Origin of the sequence: Pseudarthrobacter enclensis, assembly GCF_030811655.1 — a bacterium.
Classification (GTDB): Bacteria; Actinomycetota; Actinomycetes; order Actinomycetales; family Micrococcaceae; genus Arthrobacter; species Arthrobacter enclensis_A.
In genome coordinates, this window is sequence record NZ_JAUSRE010000006.1 from 127018 (window position 1) to 152520 (window position 25503).

A 25503-nucleotide genomic window follows, 5' to 3' on the forward strand; every position below is an offset into this window, starting at 1 on the left:
CGGGCACCCGCCGTCGTACTCAAGCTTTGGTCTCGACAGGATCGACCACCGGGGCTACAGCATGCAGGAGACGCAACCCTCTACCTCGGTCCCTTCCAGCGCGAGCTGGCGGAGACGGATGTAGTAGATGGTCTTGATGCCCTTCTTCCAGGCATAGATCTGGGCCTTGTTGATGTCGCGGGTGGTGGCGGTGTCCTTGAAGAACAGCGTCAGCGACAGGCCCTGGTCCACGTGCTGGGTGGCCGCGGCGTAGGTGTCGATGACCTTCTCGTAGCCGATCTCGTACGCGTCCTGGTAGTACTCCAGGTTGTCGTTGGTCAGGTACGGCGCCGGGTAGTAGACACGCCCCAGCTTGCCTTCCTTGCGGATCTCGATCTTGGACGCCACCGGGTGGATTGAGGAGGTGGAGTTGTTGATGTAGGAGATCGAGCCGGTGGGAGGCACTGCCTGCAGGTTCTGGTTGTAGATGCCGTGCTCCATGACGGAAGCCTTCAGCGCCTGCCAGTCAGCCTGCGTGGGGATGTGCACGTTCTTGAAGAGCTCGCGGACCTTCTCGGTCTGCGGCACCCATTCCTGCTCCGTGTACTTGTCGAAGAACTCGCCCGAGGCGTATTTGGACTTCTCGAAGCCGCCGAATGTCTGGCCGGTTTCGATGGCCAGCAGGTTGGAGGCCCGGACGGCGTGGTACACCACGGAATAGAAGTAGATGTTGGTGAAGTCCAGGCCCTCTTCGGAGCCGTAGTGGACCCGCTCCCGCGCCAGGTAGCCGTGCAGGTTCATCTGGCCCAGGCCGATTGCGTGGCTTTGGTCGTTGCCCTTGGCGATGGACGGCACCGAGGTGATGTTGGACATGTCCGAGACGGCGGACAGCGAGCGGATGGCGGTCTCAATGGTGAGGCCGAAGTCGGGCGAGTCCATGGTCTTGGCGATGTTCAGCGAGCCCAGGTTGCAGGAGATGTCCTTGCCGGTGTCCGCGTAGGACAGGTCATCGTTGTACGTGGTGGGCTGGGAGACCTGGAGGATCTCCGAGCACAGGTTGGACATGATGATCTTGCCGTCGATCGGGTTGGCCCGGTTCACGGTGTCCTCGAACATGATGTACGGGTAGCCGGACTCGAACTGGATCTCGGCGAGGGTCTGGAAGAACTCGCGCGCCTTGATCTTGGTCTTCTTAATCCGGGAATCGTCCACCATCTCGTAGTACTTCTCGGTGACCGAGACGTCGGAGAACGGCATGCCGTAGACGCGTTCGACGTCGTACGGAGAGAACAGGTACATGTCCTCGTCCTTCTTGGCCAGCTCGAACGTGATGTCCGGGATGACGACGCCCAGTGAGAGGGTCTTGATGCGGATCTTCTCGTCCGCGTTCTCGCGCTTGGTGTCCAGGAAGCGGTAGATGTCCGGGTGGTGCGCGTGCAGGTACACAGCACCGGCGCCCTGGCGGGCGCCGAGCTGGTTGGCGTAGGAGAAGCTGTCTTCGAGAAGCTTCATCACGGGGATGACACCGGAGGACTGGTTTTCGATCTGCTTGATGGGGGCGCCGACTTCGCGGATGTTGGTCAGCGCGAACGCTACGCCGCCGCCGCGCTTGGACAGCTGCAGGGCGGAGTTGATGGAGCGGCCGATCGACTCCATGTTGTCTTCGATGCGGAGCAGGAAGCAGGAAACCAGTTCGCCGCGCTGTTTCTTGCCCGCGTTCAGGAACGTGGGGGTGGCCGGCTGGAAGCGGCCCTCGATGATCTCGTCCACCATCTGCAGGGCGAGCTGCTCGTTGCCGCGGGCCAGGTGCAGTGCAACCATGCACACGCGGTCCTCGTAGCGCTCCAGGAAACGCTTGCCGTCGAAGGTCTTCAGCGTGTAGGAGGTGTAGAACTTGAAGGCGCCAAGGAAGGTTTCGAAGCGGAACTTCTTCTTGTAGGCGCGGTTGAACAGTTCACGGATGAAGTTCATCGTGTACTGGTCCAGCGTCTCGCGCTCGTAGTACTGGTTCTTCACCAGGTAGTCGAGCTTCTCCTCCAGGTCGTGGAAGAAGACGGTGTTGTTGTTCACGTGCTGCAGGAAGTACTGGTGCGCAGCCTCGCGGTCGGCGCCGAACTGGATTTCGCCATTGGGACCATAGAGGTTCAGCATGGCGTTCAGCTCGTGGTAGCCCAGCCCCTTGTAGGCAGCGGGCATCTCAGGCTTCTGGGCCCTGGTTACTTCTGTGTCTGCGACAGTCGTGTCCAAAACGTGTCCAATCCTTGGTTGACCCGGGTGACGTCTTCCGGCGTCCCCATAAGTTCGAATCGATAGAGGTGGGGTACTTTGCACTTGGCGGCGATGATGTCCCCGGCCATGCAGTAGTTGTCCCCGAAGTTCGTGTTGCCGGCACCAATCACACCGCGCAGCAGTTGCCTGTTTTGCGGGTTGTTGAGGAACCGGATGACCTGCTTGGGAACGGATCCTTCTCCCCCGGTGCCACCGTAAGTGGGCACCACCAGCACGAACGGCCGGGTGGCGAGGAGGGGTGCGTCCTTCGCGTAGAGCGGGATCCGGGCCACCTCACGGCCTAGCTTCCTGACGAAGCGGCTGGTGTTCTCGGATGCAGAGGAAAAGTAGATGAGCTGGCTGCCGGTACTGACCGGCTCCGCATCAGCCTGTGCACTGGCCGGCGCGGACGCCTCCACGCGCTGAGCCGCGTGGTCACGCTGTGCTGTCGGTGCCACCATGGACGTCACCTCAGCTGGTTGCTGTCGGGAAAAGCGGAAACCTTAGGCCACGGAGGAAACGGCGGCCAGTGCCAGTTCCTCGATCTTGTCCGGGCGGAAGCCTGACCAGTGGTCCTGGTCGGTGACCACAACGGGAGCCTGCATGTAGCCCAGTGCCTTCAGGCGCTCAAGCGCCTCTGCGTCCTGGGAGATGTCGACGCTCTGGTAGGTGATGCCCTTTTTATCGAGCGCACGGTAGGTGGCGTTGCACTGAACACAAGCAGGCTTCGTGTAAACCGTTACGGTCATTGTCGCTGTCCCCTTAGTTGAAATCTATTGCTGGTGCGGTGTCCCCGTCCAAGCCGTATGAAGATACTACATGTAGTGCAGGCGCCTCTTTTGGACCCCAAGATGATGTATTACAAGTATGTCATTTAATGCACCGTTAATCCACAGGCACGGGTCGGCAAAATGGCCGGGATCCCGGGTTTTTTGTTAGTCCGGTCCACACCCTGTGGACTACTTAGCCACAATTAACGGCCCGCGTGTCGCGGAAACTGCGGCGTGTCGCAGCGTTGTCCACAAGGCCTTCGGACACGGAAAAGGGGTCCCGAAGAGACCTTCGGGACCCCTTGGGGTGACCAATCGCACCTGCCTCCGTGGCACCTGCGGCCGGGGGCCCACTGCTACAGCGGAGCGGGCCTGCTGCAGAGCAGCTGTTCCACGCCCATCCGTCCTTCGGCGAAGCTGCGGAGCGCCCCCACCAGATACAGACGCCATACACGGACTACTTCCGGGCCCATCATTTCCTCGGCCCGGTCCTGGTTTTGCTCAAATGTCGCGTACCAGGCTTCGAGGGTGCGCACGTAGTGCCGGCGCATGCCTTCGACACCCTCCACCTCGAAGCCCGCGCCCTCGAGGAAGTTCAGCGTCTCCCCCACCGGCCGCATGTGCATGTCAGGAGCGATGAATGATTCGATGAACGGACCGCCGCCAGGGTGCCGGCCGCGCCGGGACATCTGCTGGACCAGGACCTTCCCGCCCGGTGCCAGGTTGTCGAACAGCGCTTTGGCGTACACGGGATAGTTTTTCTGCCCCACATGTTCGCCCATCTCCAGGGACGCGACGGCGTCGAACGGCCCGTCCGGGATCTCCCGGTAATCCTGTACCCGGATCTCCACCTGGTCCTCCAGGCCGTACTCCTTGATCCGCGCATCAATAAATGCCTTCTGTTCCACGGACAGGGTTACACCAACCACCTTGGCTCCGTAGTGCCGCGCGGCGTGCAGGCTCAGGGAGCCCCAGCCGCAGCCAACATCCAGCAGCCGCATGCCCGGCTGCAGCCCGATCTTGCGGCACACCAGGTCCAGCTTGTCGCGCTGGGCGTCCTCTACGCCGTAGCCCGGCCCGGGCTCCTGGGTCCAATACCCACTGGAGTAGGCCATCTGCGGATCCAGGATCAGGCCGTAGAAATCGTTGCTGAGATCGTAGTGGTGGCTGATCGCGGCCCGGTCACGGAGCAGGCTGTGCAGCCGTCCCCGGACCCTGGCCTGCGTTGCCGGCGGAGCCGGGGGTATCCCCAGCGCGCCCGCCGAGCGGGCAATCCTTCCTATGCCGGCGATGACGCCAGGCGTGAGGCGGATGCCGGACAGCCGGCGTTGCCGGACTACTTCCCACAATTGCCGCAACGCGGAGTTGAGGTCCCCTTCGACATCCAGCTCGCCCGTGACATAGGCCTGTGCGGCGCCAAGTTCACCGGGACTCCACAGCAGCCGCCGGATGGCGTCCGGGCTGTTGAGCCGGACCACCGGCGCGTCCTCCGGGCCCGCTTCCGAGCCGTCCCAGGCCTTCAGGCGAACCGGCAGTTCCCCGCCCACCACTGGCCGCAGGACCTCTGCAATCGTTTCGGCAAGTACAGCAGTCATCAGCGGCTCCCGTTGGCGGCGGCGTTCTTCTTCTGGTCCAGCACAATCTGCTGGACGTTGAGGTAGCCCGAGGCGAACCCGGCCCGTGAGTAGCACAGGTAGAACAGCCACATCCGCTGGAAGACGGCGTCAAACCCCAGTTCGGCCACTTCATCCTTCCGCGCCATGAAGCGTTCCTCCCAGAGCCGCAGCGTCTCGGCGTAGTGTTCGCCGAAGGCGAGCCGTTCCCGGACCTGCAGTCCGGTCCGCTTTTCGGTGACCTCCTCGATGGCGCGCACCGACGGAATCACCCCGCCCGGGAAGATGTACTTGTGCACCCAGGTATAGCCGGTCCGGGTGGCCAGGAGGCGGTCGTGCGCGATGGTGATGGCCTGGATGGCCACCTTGCCGCCCGGGGCCAGGACACGCTCGATGGTCTGGAAGTACGTGGCCCAGTATTCATAGCCCACTGCCTCGATCATCTCGACCGAGACCACGGCGTCATACTCGCCCTCCACGGCGCGGTAGTCCTTCAGCTCTATGGTCACCTGGCCGGCATAGCCGGCCTCCGCCACCCGTTGCCGGGCCAGTGCCTGCTGCTCGCTGGACAGCGTGACCGAGTAGACGGTGGCGCCGCGGGCGGCTGCACGCAGCGCCAGTTCGCCCCAGCCGGTGCCGATCTCAAGCACCCGGGTTCCGGGTCCGACGGCGGCCTTGTCCAGCAACCGGTCGATCTTCGCCTGCTGGGCGGCGGCGAAGCCCTCCCACTGCATGTCCTTCACGGCACTTCCGGACGCGGGGAAGAGTGCGCTGGAGTAGGACATGGTCTCGTCAAGGAACGTGGCGAAAAGTTCGTTGGAGAGGTCATAGTGGCGGGAGATGTTGGAGCGGGTGTTCTTCAGCGAGTTGCGTTCCGTCCGCGGCTGGCGGGGCAGGAAGACGGACCGCAGTTTCTGCAGCGGGACCGGTATCAGGGTGCCCGCCCGGGCCGCGAAGACCTCCAGCACTGCCGTGAGGTTATCTGCATCCCAGTCACCCGCCATGTAGGACTCGCCAAGGCCGATCAGGCCCCCGTCACCCAGCCGCAGGGCAAAGTGCCCGGGCCGGTGGATGGTCATGACCGGAACACGCGAGCCTGCCGGGGCTGAGCCCAGGACCTGTCCGTCCGGGTAGCGGACCTCGATCGGAAGGCGCCGCACAGCGGCCTTGAAGATCCCGTCCGCGATCCGCGCGGCAGCGTTCGCCTTGAAACCGGAGGGTACCGTGGCAATTCCGGGCCAGATGGCCGCATCAATGGACGCGGGGGGCTGCGGCACGGTGTACGCCGGCCGCTCGGCCGAAGCGGTGCCGTTATCGTCCGTCATTGTCATTGAACTGCCTCCTGTGGGGGGTGATGTGGTCTGGCGACGACGGGCAGGCGTCTTGCCCAGAGCTTAATGCCCTGGAGCCGGATCAGGGCGGATACCAGCAGTGGCGCGGCAGGCACCGTGACGGCCGCGGCCAGGATGTTCCGGATGGTAGCCGGTTTCCGCCTGCCGTCCATGGTGGCAACGAACGGTCGGTGCCCTTCGCGCTCCAGGACGATTGATACCGCAAGCCGCTCCCCCGGCGCCGGGAGCTTCATGCGGTACTGCCCGTCGACGTCGTTAAAGGGTGAAACGTAGAACGCCTTCGGTACCGTTGCCCGGCCGGAGGGATCCGTCCGGAGCAGGTAGCAGTGCCGTTCGCCGTAGGTGTTGTGGACCTCGGCCACTACGCACCGGAGTTCTCCGTTGGTGCCGTAGCACCAGAAGAGCGTCAGCGGGTTGAAGACATAGCCAAAAACCCTTGCACTGGTCAGCATGTGGATGGGACCGCCGTCGGGATCCACCCCCTGCGTCCGCAGGTACCGCTCCACGTTGGCCCTGATACTGGCGTCAGGGTCCCCCAGATGATCCGCGGCGCGGAACACTGCCAGCGGCCGGAGCAGTCCGGGCAGGCGGGGGAGGTCATCGATGTCCACGAACCAGCTGTAGCTGCGGTAGGTGAAGGCATTCTTCAACGGGGTGCGCCGCACATGGGAAATGGACGTGCGGTAAATCGAGGCTTCCATGCTCATACTGGTTCCGCGGACAGCAGTTCCCGCTCCCCTTCGCCGGTGGCGTCCGTGGAATCGGCGGTCCGGGCCACCGGCCAGGTCCGGCCAAGCTTCTCCGCAGCACGCACTCCAGAGAGCGCGCCGTCCTCGTGAAAGCCCCAGCCAAGGTAGGCGCCTGCATAAGCGATCCGGCTGTTGCTCAACGCGGCGATGGCCTGCTGCGCCTTCAGGGATTCGGGGGTGTACTGCGGGTGTTCGTAGACCATCCGTTCCAGCACGGCGTCGTCGGCGATCAGTTCCGACTCGCCCAGGCTCACCAGGTAGGGGCGGCCGTCTGCGGGCTCAAGCCGCTGCAGCCGGGTGAGGTCATAGCTCACCAGCACCTTGTCCGGCCGGGCGTCACAGGCCGGGAGCCGGTAGTTCCAGGACGCTTTGGCGTTATCCGCCGCGGGCAGGACCGCGGGGTCCTGGTGGAACACGGTGTGGTTCACCGAATAGGGCATGCCGCCGAGCGCCTCCTTTTCCTCAGGGGTGGCGTCGGCCAGGAACCCGAGTGCCTGTGCCGGATGGGTGGCAATGACGACGGCGTCAAAATCCTCCAGGCCGCCGGCAGTGGCGAACTCCACCCCATCGGGCGTCCGCCGGACCGCGGTGACAGGCGTGCCCAGCCGGACGTCGGGCAGCGCGGCGGCGAGCTTCTCCACGTACCGGGCGGATCCGCCGGTGACCGTGCGCCACTGCGGCGAGCCCTTGATGCCCAGCATGCCGTGGTGGCCCAGGAACGTGAAAAGGTAGCGCGCCGGATAGGCCAGCGCGGTAGTGGGGTCGCAGGACCAGACGGCGCTGACCACCGGTGTCATGAAATGGGAGATGAAGTAGGGGCTGAATTTTTCCCGCTCCAGGAACGCCCCCAGGGTCAGTTCCGGCACATCCACTTCGCCACTGACGGCCGACGGCGGCGCAGTCCTGAGCAGTTCCCTCGCCTTCCGGTAGAAACGGGTGACCTCCAGCAGCATCAGGAGGTAGCGTCCGCGGAGCAGGCTGGAGGGCCTGGCGATGATTCCCCGGGCACCGTCGCGGGCACCGGCGTACTCCAGTCCGCAACCGTCGCAGCGGATGGACATGCTCATCTCAGAATCCTGGGTTTCCACGCCCAGCTCGGCGAACAACCGCAGCAAGGTGGGGTATGTCTTTTCGTTGTGCACGATGAACCCGGTGTCCACCCCCAGAACGCTTCCGTCAAGCTGCGGCATGTCGTGGGTGTGGGCATGTCCGCCCAGGCGCTGGTCGGCCTCGAACAGGGTGACGTCGTCCTGCCTGTTAAGCACATAGGCGGCCGTCAGTCCTGCCACCCCGCTGCCGATGACGGCGATCCTGCGCCGTCCGCCTGCATTTCCTGCTGGGTCAAGTGACAATTCATGCTCCTCTGCTGAACATTTGCCGCTGTGCTGGGTGTACAGATGGCTATTCGGCGCCGGAGCAGCCGCGGATGGGTGCAGTACTGTGGGCTCGTGGTAAATCCCGTGCACCTGAAGACCCTCCTGGAGGTTACGAGGCTGGGCTCGTTCGCCGCGGCGGCGGCAACGCTAGGCTACACGGCGTCCGCCGTCTCACAGCAGATGTCCGCCCTGGAGCGGGAAACGGGCGTCACCCTCTTCCAACGGTCGGCGCGCGCCGTGATTCCTACGGAAGCCGCCGTCGTCATGACCCGGCACGCCGCCAAGGTGCTCACGGATATTGAAGCGCTGATGGCAGCCGCCTCCAGGACGCGGGACACGGAAAGCCAGGAACTGCGGCTGGGCATCTTTCCCAGCCTGGCCACGTACGTCCTGCCCCGGATCCTGAAGAACCCCGCGTGGAAGAAGCTCGGCATCGACCTGCGCGTGTCCGTCGCGGAACCCGGCCAGACCATCCAGGGGTTGCGGACCGGCGGCGACCTGGACCTCGCCGTGGTGTTCCAGGTGGGGCAAACCGGATTCGCCTGGCCCAACACCATCAACCGCCAATGGATCGGTGACGACGACTTCCGGGTGGTGCTGCCGGCCGGGTGGGGATTCCGTGCCGACGCCAAGGTGGCGGCGGATCATCTTTCGGAAATGCCGTGGATCATGCACCACCCCGGCACCAGCGACGCCATGGTGATCGAGCGCCTGTTCGCCGGCTGCAACCTGCACCCCCGGGTGGTGGCGCACAGTGACGACTTCCATGCCAGCCTGGAAATGGCAGCAGCGGGGCTTGGCGCCGCGCTGGTTCCGGAGCTCGCGCTGCGGAACAAACCGGCGGGCGTGGTGGTGCTGGATGTCCCGGAAATTCGGCTGGCCAGGAACGTGTTTGCGTTGCTGATCAACGACCGGAAGACCGCGCGCGTACAGCTATTTGTTGACCTGCTGGCCGAAACCCTGGCCGGAATGCGCACCGCGGTGAATTAGCCCCGAACGCTGGAATGGTCTGCCCTTCGGGTCTATGTTGAGACTATGAACAAGGTAGCGAGCCAGCACTTTGGAGAGATTGAGCTCAACCACGGCGCGGACCACCTCTTCGCCGCCAAGCACGAGCTGCACGGCCATCCGCTGGAACTCGACCTGAACATCAACGCCCACGATCACTTCGACGAGGCGGCACTCCGCAAAGTTGAGTACCGGCTCCGCTTCCTCCCCGAGCTCGTTGACGAAGTCCGGGAAATGATTGCAGAGGAGCTTGAGCAGGAGGGCACCAGCCCGCAGGAGTATCTGCACTTCCACTGCAACGCGCTCAAGGACGAGCACCTGCATAAAGTCTTTGGCGTCCAGGACCGCAGCCAGCTCACCAACGAGGTTTTCCTCAAGGCCCTGAAGCTGGGCCACGTGGGCATCTACCCGGGCCAGCCCGAACGCTACTTCGTCATGGACTTCACGCTCGGCGAGCACTTCACCGATGAGGTCCTGGTGGCCTCCGCGGACCAGGACGGCGTGGTGGACGACGAGATCGTCTGGGAGTCCTGAATTAACGACGGCGGGTTTCGACGGGCTCAACCACCGGTGGTTGAGCCCGTCGAAACCCGTTATTTTTTCTTGGTTGCTACTTGGCTGCTTCCAGCAGTTGCGCACGGACCTGCTGGGTGGCCTTGACCAGGTTGCGCAGGGACTCCTCGGTCTCGGCGTAGCCGCGGGTCTTCAGGCCGCAGTCCGGGTTGACCCAAAGCTGGCGGGAGGGAACGTGCTTGACGGCGGTGGACAGCAGCTCGCTGACCTCGGCCTCACCCGGGACGCGGGGCGAGTGGATGTCGTACACGCCGGGGCCAACACCGCGGCCGAAGCCGTGGGATTCGAGGTCGTGGACAACCTCCATGCGGGAGCGGGCCGCTTCGATGGACGTCACGTCGGCGTCCAGGCCGTCGATCGCGTCGATGATCACGCCAAACTCGGAGTAGCAGAGGTGGGTGTGGATCTGGGTTGAATCGGCGGCTCCGGCCGTAGCCAGACGGAACGAGTCAACCGACCACTTCAGGTAGTGGGCCTGGTCGGCCTTGCGCAGCGGGAGCAGTTCGCGCAGGGCAGGCTCGTCCACCTGGATGACCTTGATGCCGGCCCCTTCAAGGTCCGCGATTTCGTCACGCAGCGCCAGGCCGACCTGGTTGGCGGTCTCGCCCAGCGGCTGGTCATCGCGGACGAAGGACCACGCCAGGATGGTGACCGGACCGGTGAGCATGCCCTTCATGGGCTTGCTGGTCAGGGACTGGGCATATTCTGCCCACTTCACCGTGATGGGGGCGCTGCGCGTAACGTCGCCCCAGAGGATGGAGGGACGGGTGCAGCGGGAGCCGTAGGACTGGACCCAGCCGTGGACCGTGACGTCGAATCCCTCAAGGTTTTCCGCGAAGTACTGGACCATGTCGTTGCGCTCGGGCTCGCCGTGGACCAGGACGTCGTAGCCCAGCTGTTCCTGCAGGCCCACCACGCGCCTGATCTCGTCCTTCATAAGCTGTTCGTACTGCTCATCGCTCAGCTCGCCCTTGGTGTTGCGTGCCCGGGCGGAACGGATTTCAGCCGTCTGCGGGAAGGAACCGATGGTGGTGGTGGGCAGCGGCGGCAGGTGGAGTGCTTCTTCCTGGGCTGCTTCACGGACGGAGTAGTCGGAGCGGGCGAAGTCGGCCGCGGTCAGGGCTTCGGTGCGCGCACGGACGTCGGCGCGGCGGACACCTGCTGCGGTGGCACGGGAGGCGATCACGGCGGTTGCTTCGTCGATGGCGGCCCGGGCGGAGGCTGGGTCCGCCAGGTAGGACGCCAGGGTCCTGACCTCGACGGCCTTTTGGTCGGAGAACGCCAGCCAGCTGCGGAGCTGCTGGGACAGCTGGGTTTCCTCGTCGACGTCGTGCGGGACGTGCTGGGTGGAGGTGGAGGTTGAAACGGCGAGCCTGCCGGCGGCTGCCTTCAGCTGGTCCAGCTTGGCAGCTGACGCGGCGAGGTCGTTGCGCCAGATGTTGTGGCCGTCCACGACGCCGGCCACCAGGGTCTTGTTGCCCAGCCCGGCCAGCGCAGCTGCGGAGGGCACGGCACCCTTGAAAACATCGATGTGCAGCGCGTCGATGTTGGTTGCGGCGAGGGTGCCCAGCTGGCCCTCGAGCGAACCGTACGGGGTGGAAACAAGGATCTGGGGCCGGTTGGCTGCCGCCGTCAGGACACCGTAGGCCCGGGCAACAGCGGCTTCAATCTCGGCGGCGGGGGTGTCCTGGTCTACCACCAGGGCGGGTTCGTCGAGCTGGATCCAGCCGGCGCCCGCGGCGGACAGCTTCTGCAGCAGCTCTACGTATACCGGAAGGATGTCCTCAAGGCGGGACAGCGGTGCGAAGCCGGCCGGAGCCTCGTCCGAGGCCTTGGACAGGAGCAGGTAGGTGACCGGACCCACGATGTAGGGGCGGGTTTCGACGCCGTTTTCCAGGGCGAAGGCGAACTCGTCCACCTTGGCGGTGGAGGCAAGGGCGAAACTGGTCTCCGGACCTATTTCAGGCACCAGGTAGTGGTAGTTGGTGTCGAACCACTTGGTCATTTCCAGGGGCTGCTGGTCCTTGGTGCCGCGGGCCAGCGTGAAGTAGCCGTCGATGTCCAGCTGACCTTCAGCGTTGAGGAGCTTGCCGAAGCGTGCCGGAACAGCGCCCAGGTGCGCGGTGGTGTCCAGGACCTGGTCGTAGTAGGAAAAGGTGCCCGGCACTGCGGCGGCTTCGGTGAGGCCGAGTCCCTGCAGGCGCCTGGCGATGGACAGCTGGATGTCCCTGGCGGCCGCCTCCAGGGCAGCGGCGTCGATTTTTCCGGCCCAGTAGGCCTCAACGGCCTTTTTGAGCTCGCGGCGCCGGCCGATGCGGGGGTAGCCGAGGAGGGAGGCGGAGGGGAAGGGTGTGGCGTTGGTGGGCAGGGTGTTTTTGGGCATGGCGAAGTTCCTTGGGTCGAAGACGTGTGTCGAGTCCGGGGTTTGGCGCCCGCGGGCGAAGGTTGTGAAAGTGCTGGTCAGCCGGCGAGCTGGGCGGCGCCGGAGGCACGCCGGCTGCCGGGGCGGCTGCGCCGCGGAAGGGCCAGCTTGTCCAGCACCTCCAGTGCGCTCTGGTGCTCGTTGAAGGTGTAGATGTGGATGCCGGGAGCACCCGCATCAAGGGCGGCATTGGCGAGGTCGACGGTGGCGTCGACGCCGATGTGGAGCCGTTCGAGGTCACTGCCGGCCGCGGCGAGGCGCGCCATCAGCTGTGGTGCCGGCTCCACCCCGGTAAGCTCTCCCAGCCGTTTGAGCCGGCGGAGGCTGGTCAGCGGCATGACTCCCGGGATGATCGGGATGGTCACGCCGGCACGGCGTGCCCGGGTCAGCAGGTCCGCGTACTGCCTGGTCTCGAAGAACACCTGGGTGATGGCAAAGTCAGCCCCGGAGCGCTGCTTGGCCAGCAGCACCTCCACGTCGTGTTCCTCGCTGGGCGATTCAGGGTGCCGCGAGGGATAAGCGGCCACACCCACGGCGATCTTGCCGGCGCAGAGCAGGGCTGAACGGCGCTGCTCCACCCGGCGGATGAGTTCGATCAGGTCCTGGGCGTAGCGCAGGGATCCGGCGGCCGGTGCGCTGGCGTCTTTGGGAAGGTCGCCGCGCAGGGCAAGGATTCCGCGCACCCCGGTGTCCAGCAACTCACCGACGATGCCGGCGAGTTCCTGTGGGCTGTTGCCCACGCAGGTGAGGTGGGCAAGCGGCCGCAGCGTGGTTTCGAGCAGGAGCCGGTTGATGAGTTCGACGGCGGTGTCCCGGTTGGATCCGCTGGCGCCGTATGTCACCGAGACATAGTCCGGCTCCGTTGTTTCCAGCTCGCGGATGGTGGTCCAGAGCGTCTCCGCCGCCGCAGGCGAACGCGGCGGGAACAGCTCGTAGGACAGCGCCACCGGGGCGGTGTCGGAGAGGTTTGGGTGTGCGTCAATCAGGCTTGGTGGTGACATTTGCGTCCTTGGCTTTGGGCCATTGGGGTCCCCCGGCGAAAACGGAAGGGAGACCGGCAATGAATTGAGTTTGGGAACACGGAGGGACTCCACAAGGGACGCAGCCGCGACTGTTACGCCTTGCATGAAGTAGTCCGTGAGCAAATGTCAGGCCCACATGGGGGCACCCACACCCTCCGGAGCGGAGGATCGCTGACACGTTACCGCGGTAACTTGTATAAGACTTTAGGCGGCCACCCGGGGCGGGTTCAAGTCGGCGCCGAATTAAGACGCACTTTTACAGCCCGATTCTTCCGGCCGCAGAATTTCCTTCGCCAGTACCGAATCTACCAGGGCCGTTCGGGCGCGCTGCCGTCGTTGCTGTCCAGGTACTCTTCCCGTTCGCGTCCGCTGTTGCGCTCCCGCCCCGCCTGCCGTGACCTGTCCTGCAGCTGATCCAGCCGGTCCTGCAGCGCCCCTGCCGGCGTTTCCCCGGGAGATTTCCCGCCGGGCGCGGGCTTGGTGGATTGCCACGCGCCGAGCTTGGCGTCCAGCCGTTCCCCGGCCTCCGCCAAGCGGGTGCCCGTTCCTGCTGCCGCGTCCGCAGCTTGACAGCTTTCCGGTGCCTGGCCGGCCGCTGCCAGCGCCTCCCTGTAAAGGGGAAGGGCCGACGCCGGGTCCCCGGTAGCGTACGCCGCTTTTATGCGGTCCGACGACGTTGGCCATGGAAAGTCTGCCGGCTGGATTCTTTCGGGCACGCTGGTCGAAAGCACTGGATTTCCGCCTGGTGACGGTATTGGGCGGGCTGCCGGGCCGGCCGTGTCCCGCCTGTCATCCTATCCAAGCCCGGCACCACGAACCCCGGCAATGGGCACCCCTCCCCATGGGGACGGGTGCAGGTCTATCCTTTTGCCATGATTGAGCTTCCAGCCAGCTACAAGGAATATCTCGCCGGCAAGAGCCAGCACTTCGTCGATACGGTCCGGCCCGTGCTGATGCAGTCTGCGGCGGAAAAGCTGCATGGGGTCCGGGTGGTGAACAATCCCACCGGGCACCAGGCGCATCTCGATGACACCCTGCCTTTCGGCGTGGTCCTCGAGGACATCGACTAACCCCTGACGGCCCCCGAAAGGGCCAGGGCGTTGCCGGACCCGCGCGCCACGACGACGTAAAGTGCCAGGACCGGCACCGAATAGAGAATCGAGAATGCGGCCAGCTGGCCGTACGCCACTGCGCCGTGCTGGCCGAAGAAGCTGAAGATCGATACTGCCGCGGGCTGGCTGGACTCGGACAGCAGGAGGACGAACGGGACGAAGAAGTTCCCCCAGGCCTGGATGAACACGAAAATGAATACAACGCCCAGGCCCGGACGCATGAGCGGCAGCACAATGGCCCGCAGCGCTGCCAACCTGGAAGCACCGTCCACCCACGCCGCCTCCTCCAGGGCCAGCGGTACGCCATCCATGAAGTTCCTGGTCATCCAGATGGCCATGGGCAGGCTGGTTGCGGCCAGGAACAGCACCGTGGCGGGCATGGAGTCCAGCAGCCGCAGCTGCACGAACAATCCGTACACCGGGACCATGATGGCAGTCACCGGCAGGCAGGTCCCGAAGAGGATGCCGTACATAAAGGGCGTGTTGAAGCGGGACCGGTAGCGGGACAACGGGTACGCAGCCAGCACGGCAGCCACGACGGTCACCAGCCCGGTCCCGGTGGAGAGAAGGAAGCTGTTCCACAGTGGCAGGAACAGCAGCCCGGGCGTGAAGACCGCGGCGAAGTTCCCCAGGCCGGGCTGTTGGGGAACCCGAGTAGCGTGGCCGGCGGCCGGGTCAAGGGAACCGAAGACCAGCCACAGCAGCGGCAACACGAAACAGGCACCCACCAGCAGCAACACCACATCAGCCCAGGTACTGCCACGCGGTTTCACGGCCTCTGCTCCCTGAGCAGGCGGAGGTAGGCCGCGCCGAACACGCCGCCAATGACAATCAGGACAGTGGCCACAGCCGTGCCGTAGCCAATGTCTCCGAACTTGAAGGCCTCCTGGTAGGCCAGCACGGGCAGCGTGGTACTTCCGTTGGCAGGACCGCCGGCGGTCATCACCCAGATCAGGGTGAAGACAGCCAGGGTCTGCAGCGTCACCAGCATCAGGTTGGTGGCAATGCTTCCCCGGATCACCGGCAGGGTAATGTAGGCCAGCCGCTGCCAGGCGCCGGCGCCGTCCATCTGCGCCGCCTCGGTCAGCTCGGCCGGGACGCCGTTCAGTGCGGCGCGGTACACCAGCATGGAAAAGGCTGTCCCCCGCCAGACATTGGCCAGTACCACCGCCGCCATGGGCACCGTGTAGAGCCAGTCGGTCTCCGGCTGTCCCAGGCCGCCAAGGAGTTGGTTGAGCGTGCCGTCGCGGCTGAAAAAAGCATAAGCGGCGAACGCGGCCACGATTTCCGGCAGGACCCAGGCGGCAACGACGGCGGTGCCCACCGTTGCCGAGACAGCCGGACGTGCGCGCCGCATGAGTACGGCGAGGGCCAGCCCCAGCACGTTCTGGCCCAGGACGGCCGATCCAGCGACAAACAGGACCGTCAGCCCCAGCGACAGCGGAAAGACCGGGTCCTGCACCAGCCGCTGGTAGTTTTCCAGCCCCACCCATTCCGGGTTCCTGGCGTGCCGTCCCGTGAGGCCAACATTGGTCATCGAGGCGTGGAAGGCCCACAGCACGGGGCCCGCGAGGAACACGAGCAGCAGCACGGCCGCGGGCAGGACCGGCAGGTAGCGGACCACCTGCCGCCCCCGGTGGGTGGCGGCCAATGCTACTTCCGGATTGTCTTGTCCGCGCCGACTATCCCGGCCACGGCCGCGTCATAGTCGGCGGCCGCCTGTTCCGGGGTCCTCTTCCCGGTGATGACGGCCTCGGTGGCTTCCTGGACGGCAGCGGAGATCCGGGGGTAGTCAGACGTGGCCGGGCGGAACCTGGTGACGGACACCAGGCCGGAGACGTCCTTCACGAACGGATTCGCTGACTGGTAACCAGCGTCAGCGGCAACGTCCGAGCGGACGGCGATCTGTGAACTGGCCACGGTGAACTTCAGGGAGTTCTTGGCGTTGAGGGCCGTGGTGAGGAAGTTGAAGGCAAGGTCCGGCTGCTTGGTGTCCGCACCAACGGCCAGGGTCCAACCGCCGGACATGCTGACCGCCCCCGGGGCCCCGCCACTTTCCGTGGGGAATGGAGCCACGCCCATGTCCTGCGCGTAGCCCGGCCAAGCGTAGCTTCCGCCGGCCTGCCAGAACGACGGCGCGTAGGAGCCTTCCACGGTTGCCCCGAGCTTTGCTTTGGGGAACCACTCTCCAAACACCTTCTTCCAGATGTTCGGGTCCAGCGCGTCGGCCGGGGCGACCGCCAGGTGTTCCTTGTAGAGCGTGTCGAGGAACGTCAGCGAGTCCTTGAAGCCGGTTGAGCCGACGACCCACTTTTTCGAATCCTGGTCGTAGAGGGCCGCGCCGGTGCCGTACAGGAGCTCATAGAAGCCCTGCATGACCGTACCCTCGCCGGTGCCTTTGCCGGCGTACATGTTGAAAGGGATCACATCCGGCTCGGCGGCTTTGATCTTCCTGGCGGTGTCCAGGATGTCCTGCCAGCTGGACGGATGCCACGGCACGCTGATGCCTGCCGTCTCCAAAACCTTCTTGTTGTACCAGATGGCCCTCGTGTCGGTGCCCAGCGGCACCGCGTACGTGCCGCCGTCGTCCGCTTTGCCTGCTTCCTTGGCGCCGGCGTCGAACTTGCCCCAGTCGCCCCACCCTGCCAGGCGGCTGTCCAGCTTCAGGAGGTATCCGGCGTCGACGTCGGAGCGGACCTTGAAGGTGTCTTCGTAGAAGACGTCCGGAGCCGTCGAGGGTGACCGGAGGGCGAGTGCCAGCTTGGTTCCGTAGTCGTCGTCGTTGGCCTGGATGGGCTGCAGGTCGACCGTGACGCCTTGGTTTGCGGCTTCGAACTCCTTTTTTGCATCCTGGAGCATGCTGTCCAGGGCAGTGAAGGAGTCTGTCTTCTGATAGGCCACTTTGATGGTCTTGTTCCCGCCGCCCGGATCGGCGGGCGTGCAGGCTGCCAGGACCAGGGTGGCGGCAGCGAGGAGGGACAGCGTCCTGGGTGCGCGGCGAAGCATGCCCGTCAGCTTTCCAGCAGGAGACGCTGGGCCCGGGGCGCCAGGGTATGTTCAAGGACCAGTGAGGCGGCGCCGATGGCGCCCACGTCCTCCCCCACCCCCGTACCGACGACCTCGATGGGGTGGATCAGGCGGGCATCGCTGTTGGCGTCCAGGAGCGGCGGGACCAGTTCCAGGTAACGCTGCGCCAGGCAGGTCCAGAACGGGCCGCCGAAGACCACGCGTTCCACGTCCAGGGTGTTGGTGACCACCGAGGCGGCCCTCGCAACCAGTGTGGCGGACCTGTCCAGGATGGCGGAGGCCCCTTCATCTCCTGCGTACGCACGCGCACAGAGCTCGGAAAAGCTCTGCTGGATTTCGGCGGCGCTGCCGGCCGCAGGGCCTTCCAGGATTCCGGCCGCTTCCGCCTGCGCCACCAGGACCTGCGGGATGGCGGAGGATTTGACGCAGCCGCGCTGGCCGCAGTCGCAGGGTGGCCCATCCGGGTCCACGATGATATGGCCGATTTCACCGGCATTGCCGGACGTTCCCCGGACCACCTCATCGTTCAGGACGATGCCGCAGCCGATGCCGGTGCCCATGTACATGAAGATGAAGCTGCCGGCGCCGCTGGGGCCGCCCGCCCACGTTTCGGCGACGGCGGCGCTCGTAACGTCCTTGTCTACCAGGACCGAGTACCCGGTGGCCCTGGCCAGCGCGTCGCGCAGTTCCACCCGGTCCCAGCCGGGGAGCAGAGGGGGGTCCACCACGGTGCCGTTGTCCAGGTCGATGGGGCCCGGGGCAGCGACGCCGAGCCCTGCAATGCGGCTGCGGTCAACGCCGGAGTCTTCCACGAGCTGCGCGAGTTCCGCTGCGATGGTGGCGATGACGGCGGACGGATCGTTTCCGCCGGGTGTCTTGATCCGCGAATGCCGGACAACGGCACCCACGAGGTCCAGCACCACGAAAGTTGTTACTGCCGGGTCCAGGTGGACCCCGAGGGCATACATGCCGCCGGGATTCAGGCGGAGGATGGTGCGCGGCTTGCCTGGGCCAGTCCCCTCCTTGCCCGCCTCCACGATCAGGTTCTGGTCCAGCAGGCGCCGGGAAATATTCGAGATGGTCTGCGGCGACAGGCCAACGATCTGGGCCAGCTCCACGCGGCTGAGGCCACCGGAAGTCCTGCGGATTGCGTCAAGGATGACGGTGAGGTTGAAGTCCCCCATCCTGGGCAAGTTGGTTCCGCGTCTCGGAGAGGATTGGCGGATCTCAGACACTGTGTCCCCTAAACGTCTTCGGCTACCTGTGATGGTGATGCTTTGAATCGTACGTTAAGGGTGCGCCGCCGCCCATATGTATGGCCGGCGGCGCGGCGCGGCATGCGTCTTCCCACGTCAGCGGGTGGGGCGTCTGCTCCGCGTGACGGTGAACTTCGCGTTCCGGCCCTCCACGTCTGTAGGCCCCACGAGCCGTTCCAGTGCCGGTACGTAGGCCAGGTGGCGGTTGAAGACCGTCCACAGTTCGCCCCCGGGAGCCAGTACCCGGCCGGCCGCCCCGATCATCTTCAGGCCGGCGCCGGCGTGGACGCCGGCGCCCACGTGGAAGGGCGGGTTGAGCAGCACCGTTTCCACGGTGCCGTCAGGGAAGGTGCTGAGCGCGTCGTCCTGCAGCACGGTAATCCGGTCTGCGAGTCCGTTGGCCCGCGCGGTGGCCAGGGCGGACTGCACGGCCGCCGCGGACTGGTCGGTTGCCGTCACTGAAGCGGCCGGGAACTGCCGGGCGTACATCGCGGCCAGGATGCCGGTACCGCATCCCAGGTCCACCGCATGGCGTGCGGGTTTCATCGAGGGCAGGAACGTCAGCAGGAAACGGGTGCCGATGTCCAGGCGGGGGCCGGCGAAAACAGCCCCGTGGGCCGCCACGTCCAGGTCCAGTTCCGCGAGATGCTCCACCACGGGAAAGCGGGGGGACGTTGTAACCTGCCTGGGGCCGCAGGCCAGGAGGATCCGGGATTTTTGCCGTGCGAGCTGCGGCTGGACGGAAACGAAGTACCGTTCGAGGACCGCGTTCATGCCCAGTGACATGTGTTTGACCCGGCCCCCTGCGAGCAGGCGGATGCCTGGTGCCGCATGCCGGGCCACCAGGGCGGCGACTTCCTCCAGTTCCGCAAGGGTTTTGGGGAGCTGCAGCAGCACAGTGTCTGCTTCCGCCAACAGTTCGGGACCCAGGGGCAGCTGGACGAAGCCATTCCCGGTATGGGCAGCATCAGTCGCGGCAGGGCCGGGTGGGTGGCCGTCTTCGCCAACCAGGGCAGCAGCATTCAGCCGCAGGGCCCTTTCGCCGGTGATCAGGTCCTGGTGCACCCGCAGCGACGCGGGGGCAAGCACCGCCGAAGCGCCGAGCGTCAGGGCGCCGTAGCGGTCCCCGATAACAGTGATTTTGCTGCCGGCGCGGCCCAGCTGCACGGCCGTCTCCAGCAGCAGCCGGTCCGTGGCATCCCAGGCCTGCAGGTTGGGGGCTTCGACGTCCGGGCGCCGGCGCAGGACCCGGAAAATGTCCTCCAGCGTGTTTGCTGCCACCGGTGTCATGCCGCCTTCTGTTGCCTTTGCCCGCCCCGGCTCCCGGGGCATCACCCCCACGTTACCGGTTCCACCCCTGCCGGCATTCCAGGCAGCCTCATGATCGCCGCCACTGCTGCCCGTCCGGCCCGGTTGGCGCCAATGGTGGACGACGACGGTCCGTAACCCACCAGGTGGATGCGCGGCTCGGCTGCCACCTGCGTCCCGTCCATGGCAATACCGCCGCCGGGGCCACGCAAGTGCAGCGGTGCGAGGTGTTCCAGTTCCGCCCTGAAGCCCGTAGCCCATAGGATGACGTCGGCCTTCAGGAGGCTGCCGTCGGCGCGGCAGACGCCGTCAGGTTCAATCGATGTGAACATCGGCTGGCGGTCCAGGGCGCCCCTGTCCCTGGCGTCCCGCAGCGCAGGTGTCCAGATCAGCCCGGTTACCGAAACAACGCTTTGCGGCGGAAGCCCCTGGCGGACGCGTTCCTCCACCAGCGCCACGGCGTCATGGCCGGCCCTGGCGTCGAACGGCCCGTCACGCCACACCGGTTCCCGGCGCGTGAACCAGCTGGTGGAGGTGACCAGCGAGATCTCCGCCAGCAGGCCGACGGCGGAGATGCCGCCACCCACCACGATGACGTGTTTGCCGCGGAACTCTTCCGCGGAGACGTAGTCGGCCACGTGCAGCTGCCTGCCCCGGAAAAGGTCCCGGCCCGGATAAATGGGCCAGAACGGACGGGTCCACGTACCCGTGGCGTTGATGACGGCCCGGGCGCTCCATTCGCCGTCGGACGTTTCGATCCGCAGCCGGCCGGCCGGATCATCGTCTTCCCGCCTGACGGCGCGGACGTTGACGGGCCGCCGCACGGAGAGGCCCAGCTGCGCCTCATAGGTTCCAAAGTAGCGGGTCAGGAAACGGGAGCTGGGCTCCGCCGGATCAACCTCAGGTTTGGGAATGCCCGGCAGGTCGCTGATTCCGTTCACCGTGGCCATGCTCAGGCTCTTCCAGCGGTGCCGCCAGGCACCGCCGGGACCTTCCTCCCCGTCGAGCACGGCGTAGTCAAGTCCCCGGCGCTGGAGGTGGTACGCGGCCGACAGGCCGGCCTGCCCCGCTCCGATGACCACCACATCGGTCCGGTCAGGAATCACTCCCCAATGATAGTCGCGGAGGCCCGCGCGGCCTTAGGGTGGGCGCATGGACAGTGGAACAGCGCCGCGGACGGGAACCGGAACCACAGGGCATGCGGCCCGGCTGGAAAGGGCTCTGGGGGTGGTCCTTGGCACCGGGCAGATACCCCTGCGGCTGCGCGCCTGGGATGGATCCGAGGCAGGCCCGGCAGATGCACCCATCCTGGAGTTCAGGTCCCGGAAGGCACTGCGCCGCATTCTGTGGTCGCCCGGGCAGCTGGGCTTGAGCCGGGCGTACGTTGCCGGTGACATCGATGCACCGGGTGACATCTTCGCGGCCTTCTCGGCGTTGAGCTCGGCCGGTAAGTTTTCCGAGCCCGGCCCCTTCCGTCCGCCGTCGGCCGCCGAGCTTTGGCTCCTGGTGCGTACAGCCGTCCGGCTGGGTGCGCTCGGTCCCAATCCCGCTCCCCCGCCCGAGGAGGCACGCGTCGCCAGGAAAGGCAGGATGCACTCCAAGGGCAGGGATGCGGCCGCCATCTCGCACCATTACGACGTCGGCAACGATTTCTACGCCCTGGTATTGGGGCCTTCCATGGTCTATTCCTGCGCGGTGTGGCCCCCGGACGGCGCCGGACAGTCTGCCAATGCAAAACCGGAGGACGGCTTGGACGCCGCGCAGGAAGCCAAGCTGGACCTGGTCTGCCGCAAGCTGGGCCTGGGGCCCGGAATGCGGGTCCTTGACGTTGGATGCGGCTGGGGCAGTTTCGCCATCCACGCTGCGGCCCGGTACGGCGTCAGTGTGGTGGGCGTGACGCTGTCCACTGAACAGGCGGTACTGGCGCGTAAGCGTGTTGCGGACGCGGGGCTGACGGACCGTGTGGAGATCCGGGTGCAGGACTACCGGGATGTTGGGGACGGGCCCTTCGATGCGATCAGTTCCATCGGCATGTCGGAGCATGTGGGGCGGGCGCAGACCCCTGCCTACGCCGCCGCGCTGTTTGGGCTGCTGCGGCCCGGCGGCCGGTTGCTGAACCACGCAATCTCCTGGAACGCCGGACCCACCAGCCCGGACCCGGATTCGTTCATCCCCCGGTACGTCTTCCCGGACGGCGAGATGATCAGCCTGGGCGAGATGGTGTCCGCCCTGGAGACTGCCCGGTTCGAGGTTCTGGACGTGGAGGCGCTGCGCCGGCACTACGCCCTGACCCTCCGTGCATGGGTCAGCCGGCTGGAGCAGAACTGGGAGCAGGCGGTACGGCTGGCCGGCGAGGGCCGCGCGCGTGTCTGGCGGCTCTACATGGCCGCGAGTGCCATCGGTTTTGAAAACGGACTGACCGGGGTCAACCAGGTCCTGGTGCGCCGGCCGGGCGGAGAGGAACCGCCGCTGCGGCGCACGGACTGGCTGTAACGGCAGCGCCCTCCTGCCGGGACGTAACCCGGCAGGAGGGCGGTTTATCCCCCGGGGGGCCTACGCCACCGGGGACGGGCCGCCGGGCTGGGTGTAGTGCTGGATCTTTTCGATCTGGACTACCTTCGGGTCGGTTTCGTCGGCCGCGTAGTCCGTGGGGCGCGTCATGTCCTCGCCCGTCCGGACCTTGAGGGCCCTCAGCACCAAAGTCAGGACGGCGGCGACCACCAGGTTCAGCGCAAAGGCTGATACGGCGATGTAGACGCTGATGTCCGTCCCGGGGATGGGAGCCACCGAACCGCCGAAGTGGGCCTTGGTGACCGGGTTGACCACGTTGTAGGCGGAAACGGTGCCGAAGATGATGCCGACCGCCCAGCCGACCAGCAGCGCCCAGCGGTCGAACCACCGGGTGTAGAGCCCCGCCACCACAGCCGGGAAGGTCTGCAGGATCCAGATGCCGCCCAGCAGCTGCATGTTGATGGCCGCCGACTGGTCCATGGCTATCACGAAGACCAGGGCACCCACCTTGACCACCAGCGAGACGATCTTGGACACTTTCGCCTCGGTCCTGGCGTCCACGTCCGGGCGGATGAAGTCCCGATAGATGTTGCGGGTGAACATGTTGGCCGCGGCGATGGACATAATGGCCGCGGGCACCAGGGCGCCGATAGCGATTGCAGCCAGGGCGATCCCGGCGAACCAGGCCGGGAACTGGTCAAGGAACAGCTGCGGAACCACCAGCTGCGGGTTGACTGAGCCGTCCAGGTCAATCGGCTTGGTGCCGGCCTGGATGGCCACGAAACCGAGCAGCGCAAGGAAGCCCAGCATCAGTGAATACAGCGGCAGGATGGCCGCGTTGCGGCGGATGGTGTTGCGCGCTTTAGAGGCCAGCACCGCCGTCACGGAGTGCGGGTACATGAACAATGCCATCGCCGAGCCCAGGGCCAGCGACCAGTACGCCGAGTAATTGGCGGCGCCGGGAATGAAGACGCCGGCCGGTTTGCCCGTGGCCTGGTTCACCGTGGCCAGTTTGCTTTGGGCCGACCCGAAGATGGTGTCCCAGCCGCCGAACTTGATGGGCAGGTAGATGACGGCCACGATCACGGCAAGGTAGATCAGCAGGTCCTTGACGACGGCGATCATCGCCGGCGCCCTCAGGCCCGACGTGTAGGTGTACGCGGCGAGGACGACGAAGGCCAGGATCAGCGGCAGGTCGGTCAGCAGCACGTTGCCGGAACTGCCCAGGCCCAGAACGGTCAGAACTGCCTTGATGCCAACCAGCTGCAGCGCGATGTACGGCATGGTGGCGACGATTCCCGTAACGGCAACAGCCAGCGAGAGCCACCGGCTCCCGTAGCGGCCACCGACGAAGTCCGCCGATGTTACGTAGCCGTGCCGGTGGGACACTGACCACAGGCGGCTCATGATGATGAAAATAATCGGATACAGCACGATGGTGTACGGAACGGCAAAGAAGCCGCTCACCGCGCCCGTCGCCCACATCGCTGCCGGTACCGCCACGAAAGTGTAGGCGGTGTAGAGGTCACCGCCCAGCAGGAACCAGGTGATCCAGGTGCCGAAGCCGCGGCCCCCGAGACCCCACTCGTCCAGGCTGTGCAGCCCCTCCACGTCCGTGCCCCGGCGCCACTTTGCCGCCAGGAAGCCCATCACGGCAACGACGACGAAGAGCAGCACAACAATGACCAGGGCAGTCCAGTTGATTTCGCGCCCGTTCATGGCCGGTCCCCTTCCAGTCCCGTTCGGGCAGAGGCACTCCCTGCCTGGGGCGGCCCACCGGCGCGGGCCTCGGCACGGCGTCGCCGGTCTTCCTTGGTGACGAGCCAGTAGGAAGAGCCGGTCAATATCGCCGAAACCGGCACCCAGGCCAGCTGGTACCAATAGAAGAACGGCATCCCGCCCAGCCGCGGCGCGTCAAAGGCATAGAGCTGGGGCAACAGCGGGAACAGTATGGCGGCGGCCAGCAGGATGCCGGCGCCGATATAGGGAGCGGGCCTGGCCGGTCCGCGGATGGCGGTATCGCGCGTCAGGCGCGAATCTTCGGGAAAAGCTTCGCCGTTCTGGCTGTAGCCGGAACCGTCTGAGTGGGACATCTGCGACCTCCTCGTCAGCCCATCCCGCGGCCGCCGCTTTGGATGAAAGCCGTCCGGAGGCGGGACGATGGTGCCCTCATTCACAGTTGTACCGCGCTTTGACCTGCGCCGGAAGGGTTTTGGCCCACTGGCGGTTGCCGATGGCAACAAAAAAGGGAACCATCACGTGGTGATAATTCCCTTTTTTGTGTACCGGTGGAGCTGAGGGGACTCGAACCCCTGACCCCCTGCATGCCATGCAGGTGCGCTACCAGCTGCGCCACAGCCCCGTACTTTTGTCGTTTCCGGCCGAATTCCCCGGAGCAACCTGACCAGAGTAATGCACTTTTCCGCTGGACGCCAATCGGCCTTCAGCCGGCGCGCCGTGGCCCTGAAGCACCCGCCACTGGACACTTCACCGGGGAACGCGGGGGAGTGGAAACAAAAAGTCCGCCGGAACCAGTGGTTCCGACGGACTTACCCGGTGGAGCTGAGGGGACTCGAACCCCTGACCCCCTGCATGCCATGCAGGTGCGCTACCAGCTGCGCCACAGCCCCGGATTGTTGCTGCTCTTGCGAGCCTCGTTCAGGGTCTCCCCCGAAGCAACTCAAATATCTTAGAACAGCAATTCCGAAAATTCCAAATCGGGAATATTCGCCGCCGGGCGCGCCCAGCTAGTCCGAAACTGCGGCAGCTTTAGCGGATGCGTCGTCGCCGAGCTGCAGGTCCACGACGGGGCAGTCCTTCCACAGGCGCTCAAGGGCATAGAAAACACGGTCTTCCTCATGCTGGACGTGGATCACGACGTCGGCGTAATCCAGCAGGACCCACCTGCCGCCCGAACGGCCCTCACGCCGAACGGGACGGAGGTCCTGCTTGGCGAGTTCTTCCTCGATCCCGTCCACGATGGCGTTGACCTGGCGTTCGCTGGGCGCGGACGCGATGAGGAAGACGTCGGCAAGTGCCAGGCGCTCACTCACGTCCATGGCCACAATGTCCTGGGCAATCTTGTCGGCGGCAGCTTTCGCGGCCGTACGGGCTATGGCAATGGACGATTCTGTTGCAGTCATGGGACTCCTTGTTT

Annotated in this window: 23 protein-coding genes and 2 tRNA genes; 4 read left to right on the forward strand and 21 right to left on the reverse strand. The window is 65.6% G+C overall.

Features of this window, described 5'->3' with window-relative positions:
* Positions 1-54 precede the first annotated feature (54 nt).
* The 7 genes from nrdE to J2X98_RS07720 form a co-directional block, all read right to left on the reverse strand.
* The gene (gene nrdE / locus J2X98_RS07690) at positions 55-2175 is read right to left on the reverse strand and encodes a class 1b ribonucleoside-diphosphate reductase subunit alpha (protein ID WP_141941727.1); all 2121 of its coding nucleotides are present in this window, start codon (positions 2173-2175) and stop codon (positions 55-57) included.
* Positions 2176-2195: 20 nt separating this feature from the next.
* Positions 2196-2666 (reverse strand): class Ib ribonucleoside-diphosphate reductase assembly flavoprotein NrdI, encoded by a 471-nt coding sequence (gene nrdI / locus J2X98_RS07695; RefSeq protein WP_141946362.1) that lies wholly within the window; start codon positions 2664-2666, stop codon positions 2196-2198.
* A gap of 84 nt (positions 2667-2750) precedes the next feature.
* The gene (gene nrdH / locus J2X98_RS07700; RefSeq protein ID WP_108600540.1) at positions 2751-2996 is read right to left on the reverse strand and encodes a glutaredoxin-like protein NrdH; all 246 of its coding nucleotides are present in this window, start codon (positions 2994-2996) and stop codon (positions 2751-2753) included.
* A 377-nt stretch (positions 2997-3373) separates the two neighbouring features.
* Positions 3374-4612, reverse strand: a complete 1239-nt coding sequence (locus tag J2X98_RS07705; protein ID WP_307306279.1) for a cyclopropane-fatty-acyl-phospholipid synthase family protein — start codon at positions 4610-4612, stop codon at positions 3374-3376.
* Positions 4612-5961, reverse strand: a complete 1350-nt coding sequence (locus J2X98_RS07710) for a cyclopropane-fatty-acyl-phospholipid synthase family protein (protein ID WP_307306280.1) — start codon at positions 5959-5961, stop codon at positions 4612-4614. The genes J2X98_RS07705 and J2X98_RS07710 overlap by 1 nt, the downstream gene beginning before the upstream one ends.
* On the reverse strand, positions 5958-6689 hold the full coding sequence (locus J2X98_RS07715; protein WP_141941729.1) for a DUF1365 domain-containing protein: 732 nt from the start codon (positions 6687-6689) through the stop codon (positions 5958-5960). Before J2X98_RS07715 ends, J2X98_RS07710 begins: the two co-directional genes overlap by 4 nt.
* Positions 6686-8083, reverse strand: a complete 1398-nt coding sequence (locus J2X98_RS07720) for an NAD(P)/FAD-dependent oxidoreductase (protein ID WP_307306281.1) — start codon at positions 8081-8083, stop codon at positions 6686-6688. The genes J2X98_RS07715 and J2X98_RS07720 overlap by 4 nt, the downstream gene beginning before the upstream one ends.
* A 96-nt stretch (positions 8084-8179) precedes the next feature.
* Between J2X98_RS07720 and J2X98_RS07725 the strand changes: the two genes are divergently transcribed.
* Entirely contained in the window at positions 8180-9097 is a 918-nt protein-coding gene (locus J2X98_RS07725; RefSeq protein WP_141941733.1) for a LysR family transcriptional regulator, read from the forward strand.
* Between the two features lie 45 nt (positions 9098-9142).
* Positions 9143-9649 carry a DUF2004 domain-containing protein gene (locus J2X98_RS07730; protein WP_141941735.1) on the forward strand — a complete coding sequence of 169 codons (507 nt, stop codon included), beginning with the start codon at positions 9143-9145 and terminating at the stop codon, positions 9647-9649.
* 76 nt (positions 9650-9725) lie between these two features.
* Here the strand turns inward: J2X98_RS07730 and metE are convergent, their stop codons facing one another.
* From metE to J2X98_RS07745, 3 genes are all read right to left on the reverse strand, one after another.
* Positions 9726-12071, reverse strand: coding sequence for a 5-methyltetrahydropteroyltriglutamate--homocysteine S-methyltransferase (gene metE, locus J2X98_RS07735; RefSeq protein ID WP_307306287.1), 2346 nt, complete (start codon positions 12069-12071; stop codon positions 9726-9728).
* A gap of 77 nt (positions 12072-12148) precedes the next feature.
* Complete coding sequence (locus tag J2X98_RS07740) at positions 12149-13111, reverse strand: methylenetetrahydrofolate reductase (protein WP_141941739.1); 963 nt, start codon at positions 13109-13111, stop codon at positions 12149-12151.
* A 326-nt stretch (positions 13112-13437) separates the two neighbouring features.
* Positions 13438-13863, reverse strand: a complete 426-nt coding sequence (locus tag J2X98_RS07745) for a hypothetical protein (RefSeq protein ID WP_307306290.1) — start codon at positions 13861-13863, stop codon at positions 13438-13440.
* A 141-nt stretch (positions 13864-14004) separates the two neighbouring features.
* Between J2X98_RS07745 and J2X98_RS07750 the strand changes: the two genes are divergently transcribed.
* The gene (locus J2X98_RS07750) at positions 14005-14202 is read left to right on the forward strand and encodes a hypothetical protein (protein ID WP_141941743.1); all 198 of its coding nucleotides are present in this window, start codon (positions 14005-14007) and stop codon (positions 14200-14202) included.
* Here the strand turns inward: J2X98_RS07750 and J2X98_RS07755 are convergent.
* The 6 genes from J2X98_RS07755 to J2X98_RS07780 form a co-directional block, all read right to left on the reverse strand.
* On the reverse strand, positions 14199-15017 hold the full coding sequence (locus J2X98_RS07755) for a carbohydrate ABC transporter permease (protein WP_307306292.1): 819 nt from the start codon (positions 15015-15017) through the stop codon (positions 14199-14201). The genes J2X98_RS07750 and J2X98_RS07755 overlap by 4 nt on opposite strands.
* The gene (locus J2X98_RS07760; RefSeq protein WP_141941747.1) at positions 15014-15895 is read right to left on the reverse strand and encodes a carbohydrate ABC transporter permease; all 882 of its coding nucleotides are present in this window, start codon (positions 15893-15895) and stop codon (positions 15014-15016) included. Before J2X98_RS07760 ends, J2X98_RS07755 begins: the two co-directional genes overlap by 4 nt.
* A gap of 2 nt (positions 15896-15897) precedes the next feature.
* Positions 15898-17250 carry an extracellular solute-binding protein gene (locus J2X98_RS07765; RefSeq protein WP_307306296.1) on the reverse strand — a complete coding sequence of 451 codons (1353 nt, stop codon included), beginning with the start codon at positions 17248-17250 and terminating at the stop codon, positions 15898-15900.
* A 5-nt stretch (positions 17251-17255) separates the two neighbouring features.
* Complete coding sequence (locus J2X98_RS07770) at positions 17256-18455, reverse strand: ROK family transcriptional regulator (RefSeq protein WP_141941751.1); 1200 nt, start codon at positions 18453-18455, stop codon at positions 17256-17258.
* 168 nt (positions 18456-18623) lie between these two features.
* Entirely contained in the window at positions 18624-19808 is a 1185-nt protein-coding gene (locus J2X98_RS07775) for a class I SAM-dependent methyltransferase (protein ID WP_373460851.1), read from the reverse strand.
* 50 nt (positions 19809-19858) lie between these two features.
* Positions 19859-20941 (reverse strand): FAD-dependent oxidoreductase, encoded by a 1083-nt coding sequence (locus J2X98_RS07780; RefSeq protein WP_307306301.1) that lies wholly within the window; start codon positions 20939-20941, stop codon positions 19859-19861.
* Between the two features lie 46 nt (positions 20942-20987).
* On the opposite strand from J2X98_RS07780, the gene J2X98_RS07785 reads away from it, so the two are divergent.
* Positions 20988-22328 (forward strand): class I SAM-dependent methyltransferase, encoded by a 1341-nt coding sequence (locus J2X98_RS07785; RefSeq protein ID WP_307306305.1) that lies wholly within the window; start codon positions 20988-20990, stop codon positions 22326-22328.
* 60 nt (positions 22329-22388) lie between these two features.
* On the opposite strand, the gene mctP is transcribed toward J2X98_RS07785, so the two are convergent.
* The 5 genes from mctP to rsfS all read right to left on the reverse strand — a co-directional run bounded on the left by mctP (position 22389) and on the right by rsfS (position 25489).
* Positions 22389-24065, reverse strand: coding sequence for a monocarboxylate uptake permease MctP (gene mctP, locus J2X98_RS07790; protein WP_141941760.1), 1677 nt, complete (start codon positions 24063-24065; stop codon positions 22389-22391).
* Positions 24062-24439, reverse strand: coding sequence for a DUF3311 domain-containing protein (locus J2X98_RS07795; RefSeq protein WP_307306309.1), 378 nt, complete (start codon positions 24437-24439; stop codon positions 24062-24064). Before J2X98_RS07795 ends, mctP begins: the two co-directional genes overlap by 4 nt.
* 196 nt (positions 24440-24635) lie before the next feature.
* Positions 24636-24708 (reverse strand) — tRNA-Ala (locus tag J2X98_RS07800).
* A gap of 195 nt (positions 24709-24903) precedes the next feature.
* Positions 24904-24976 (reverse strand) — tRNA-Ala (locus J2X98_RS07805).
* A 117-nt stretch (positions 24977-25093) separates the two neighbouring features.
* Positions 25094-25489 (reverse strand): ribosome silencing factor, encoded by a 396-nt coding sequence (gene rsfS, locus J2X98_RS07810; RefSeq protein ID WP_141941765.1) that lies wholly within the window; start codon positions 25487-25489, stop codon positions 25094-25096.
* Positions 25490-25503: the final 14 nt, after the last annotated feature.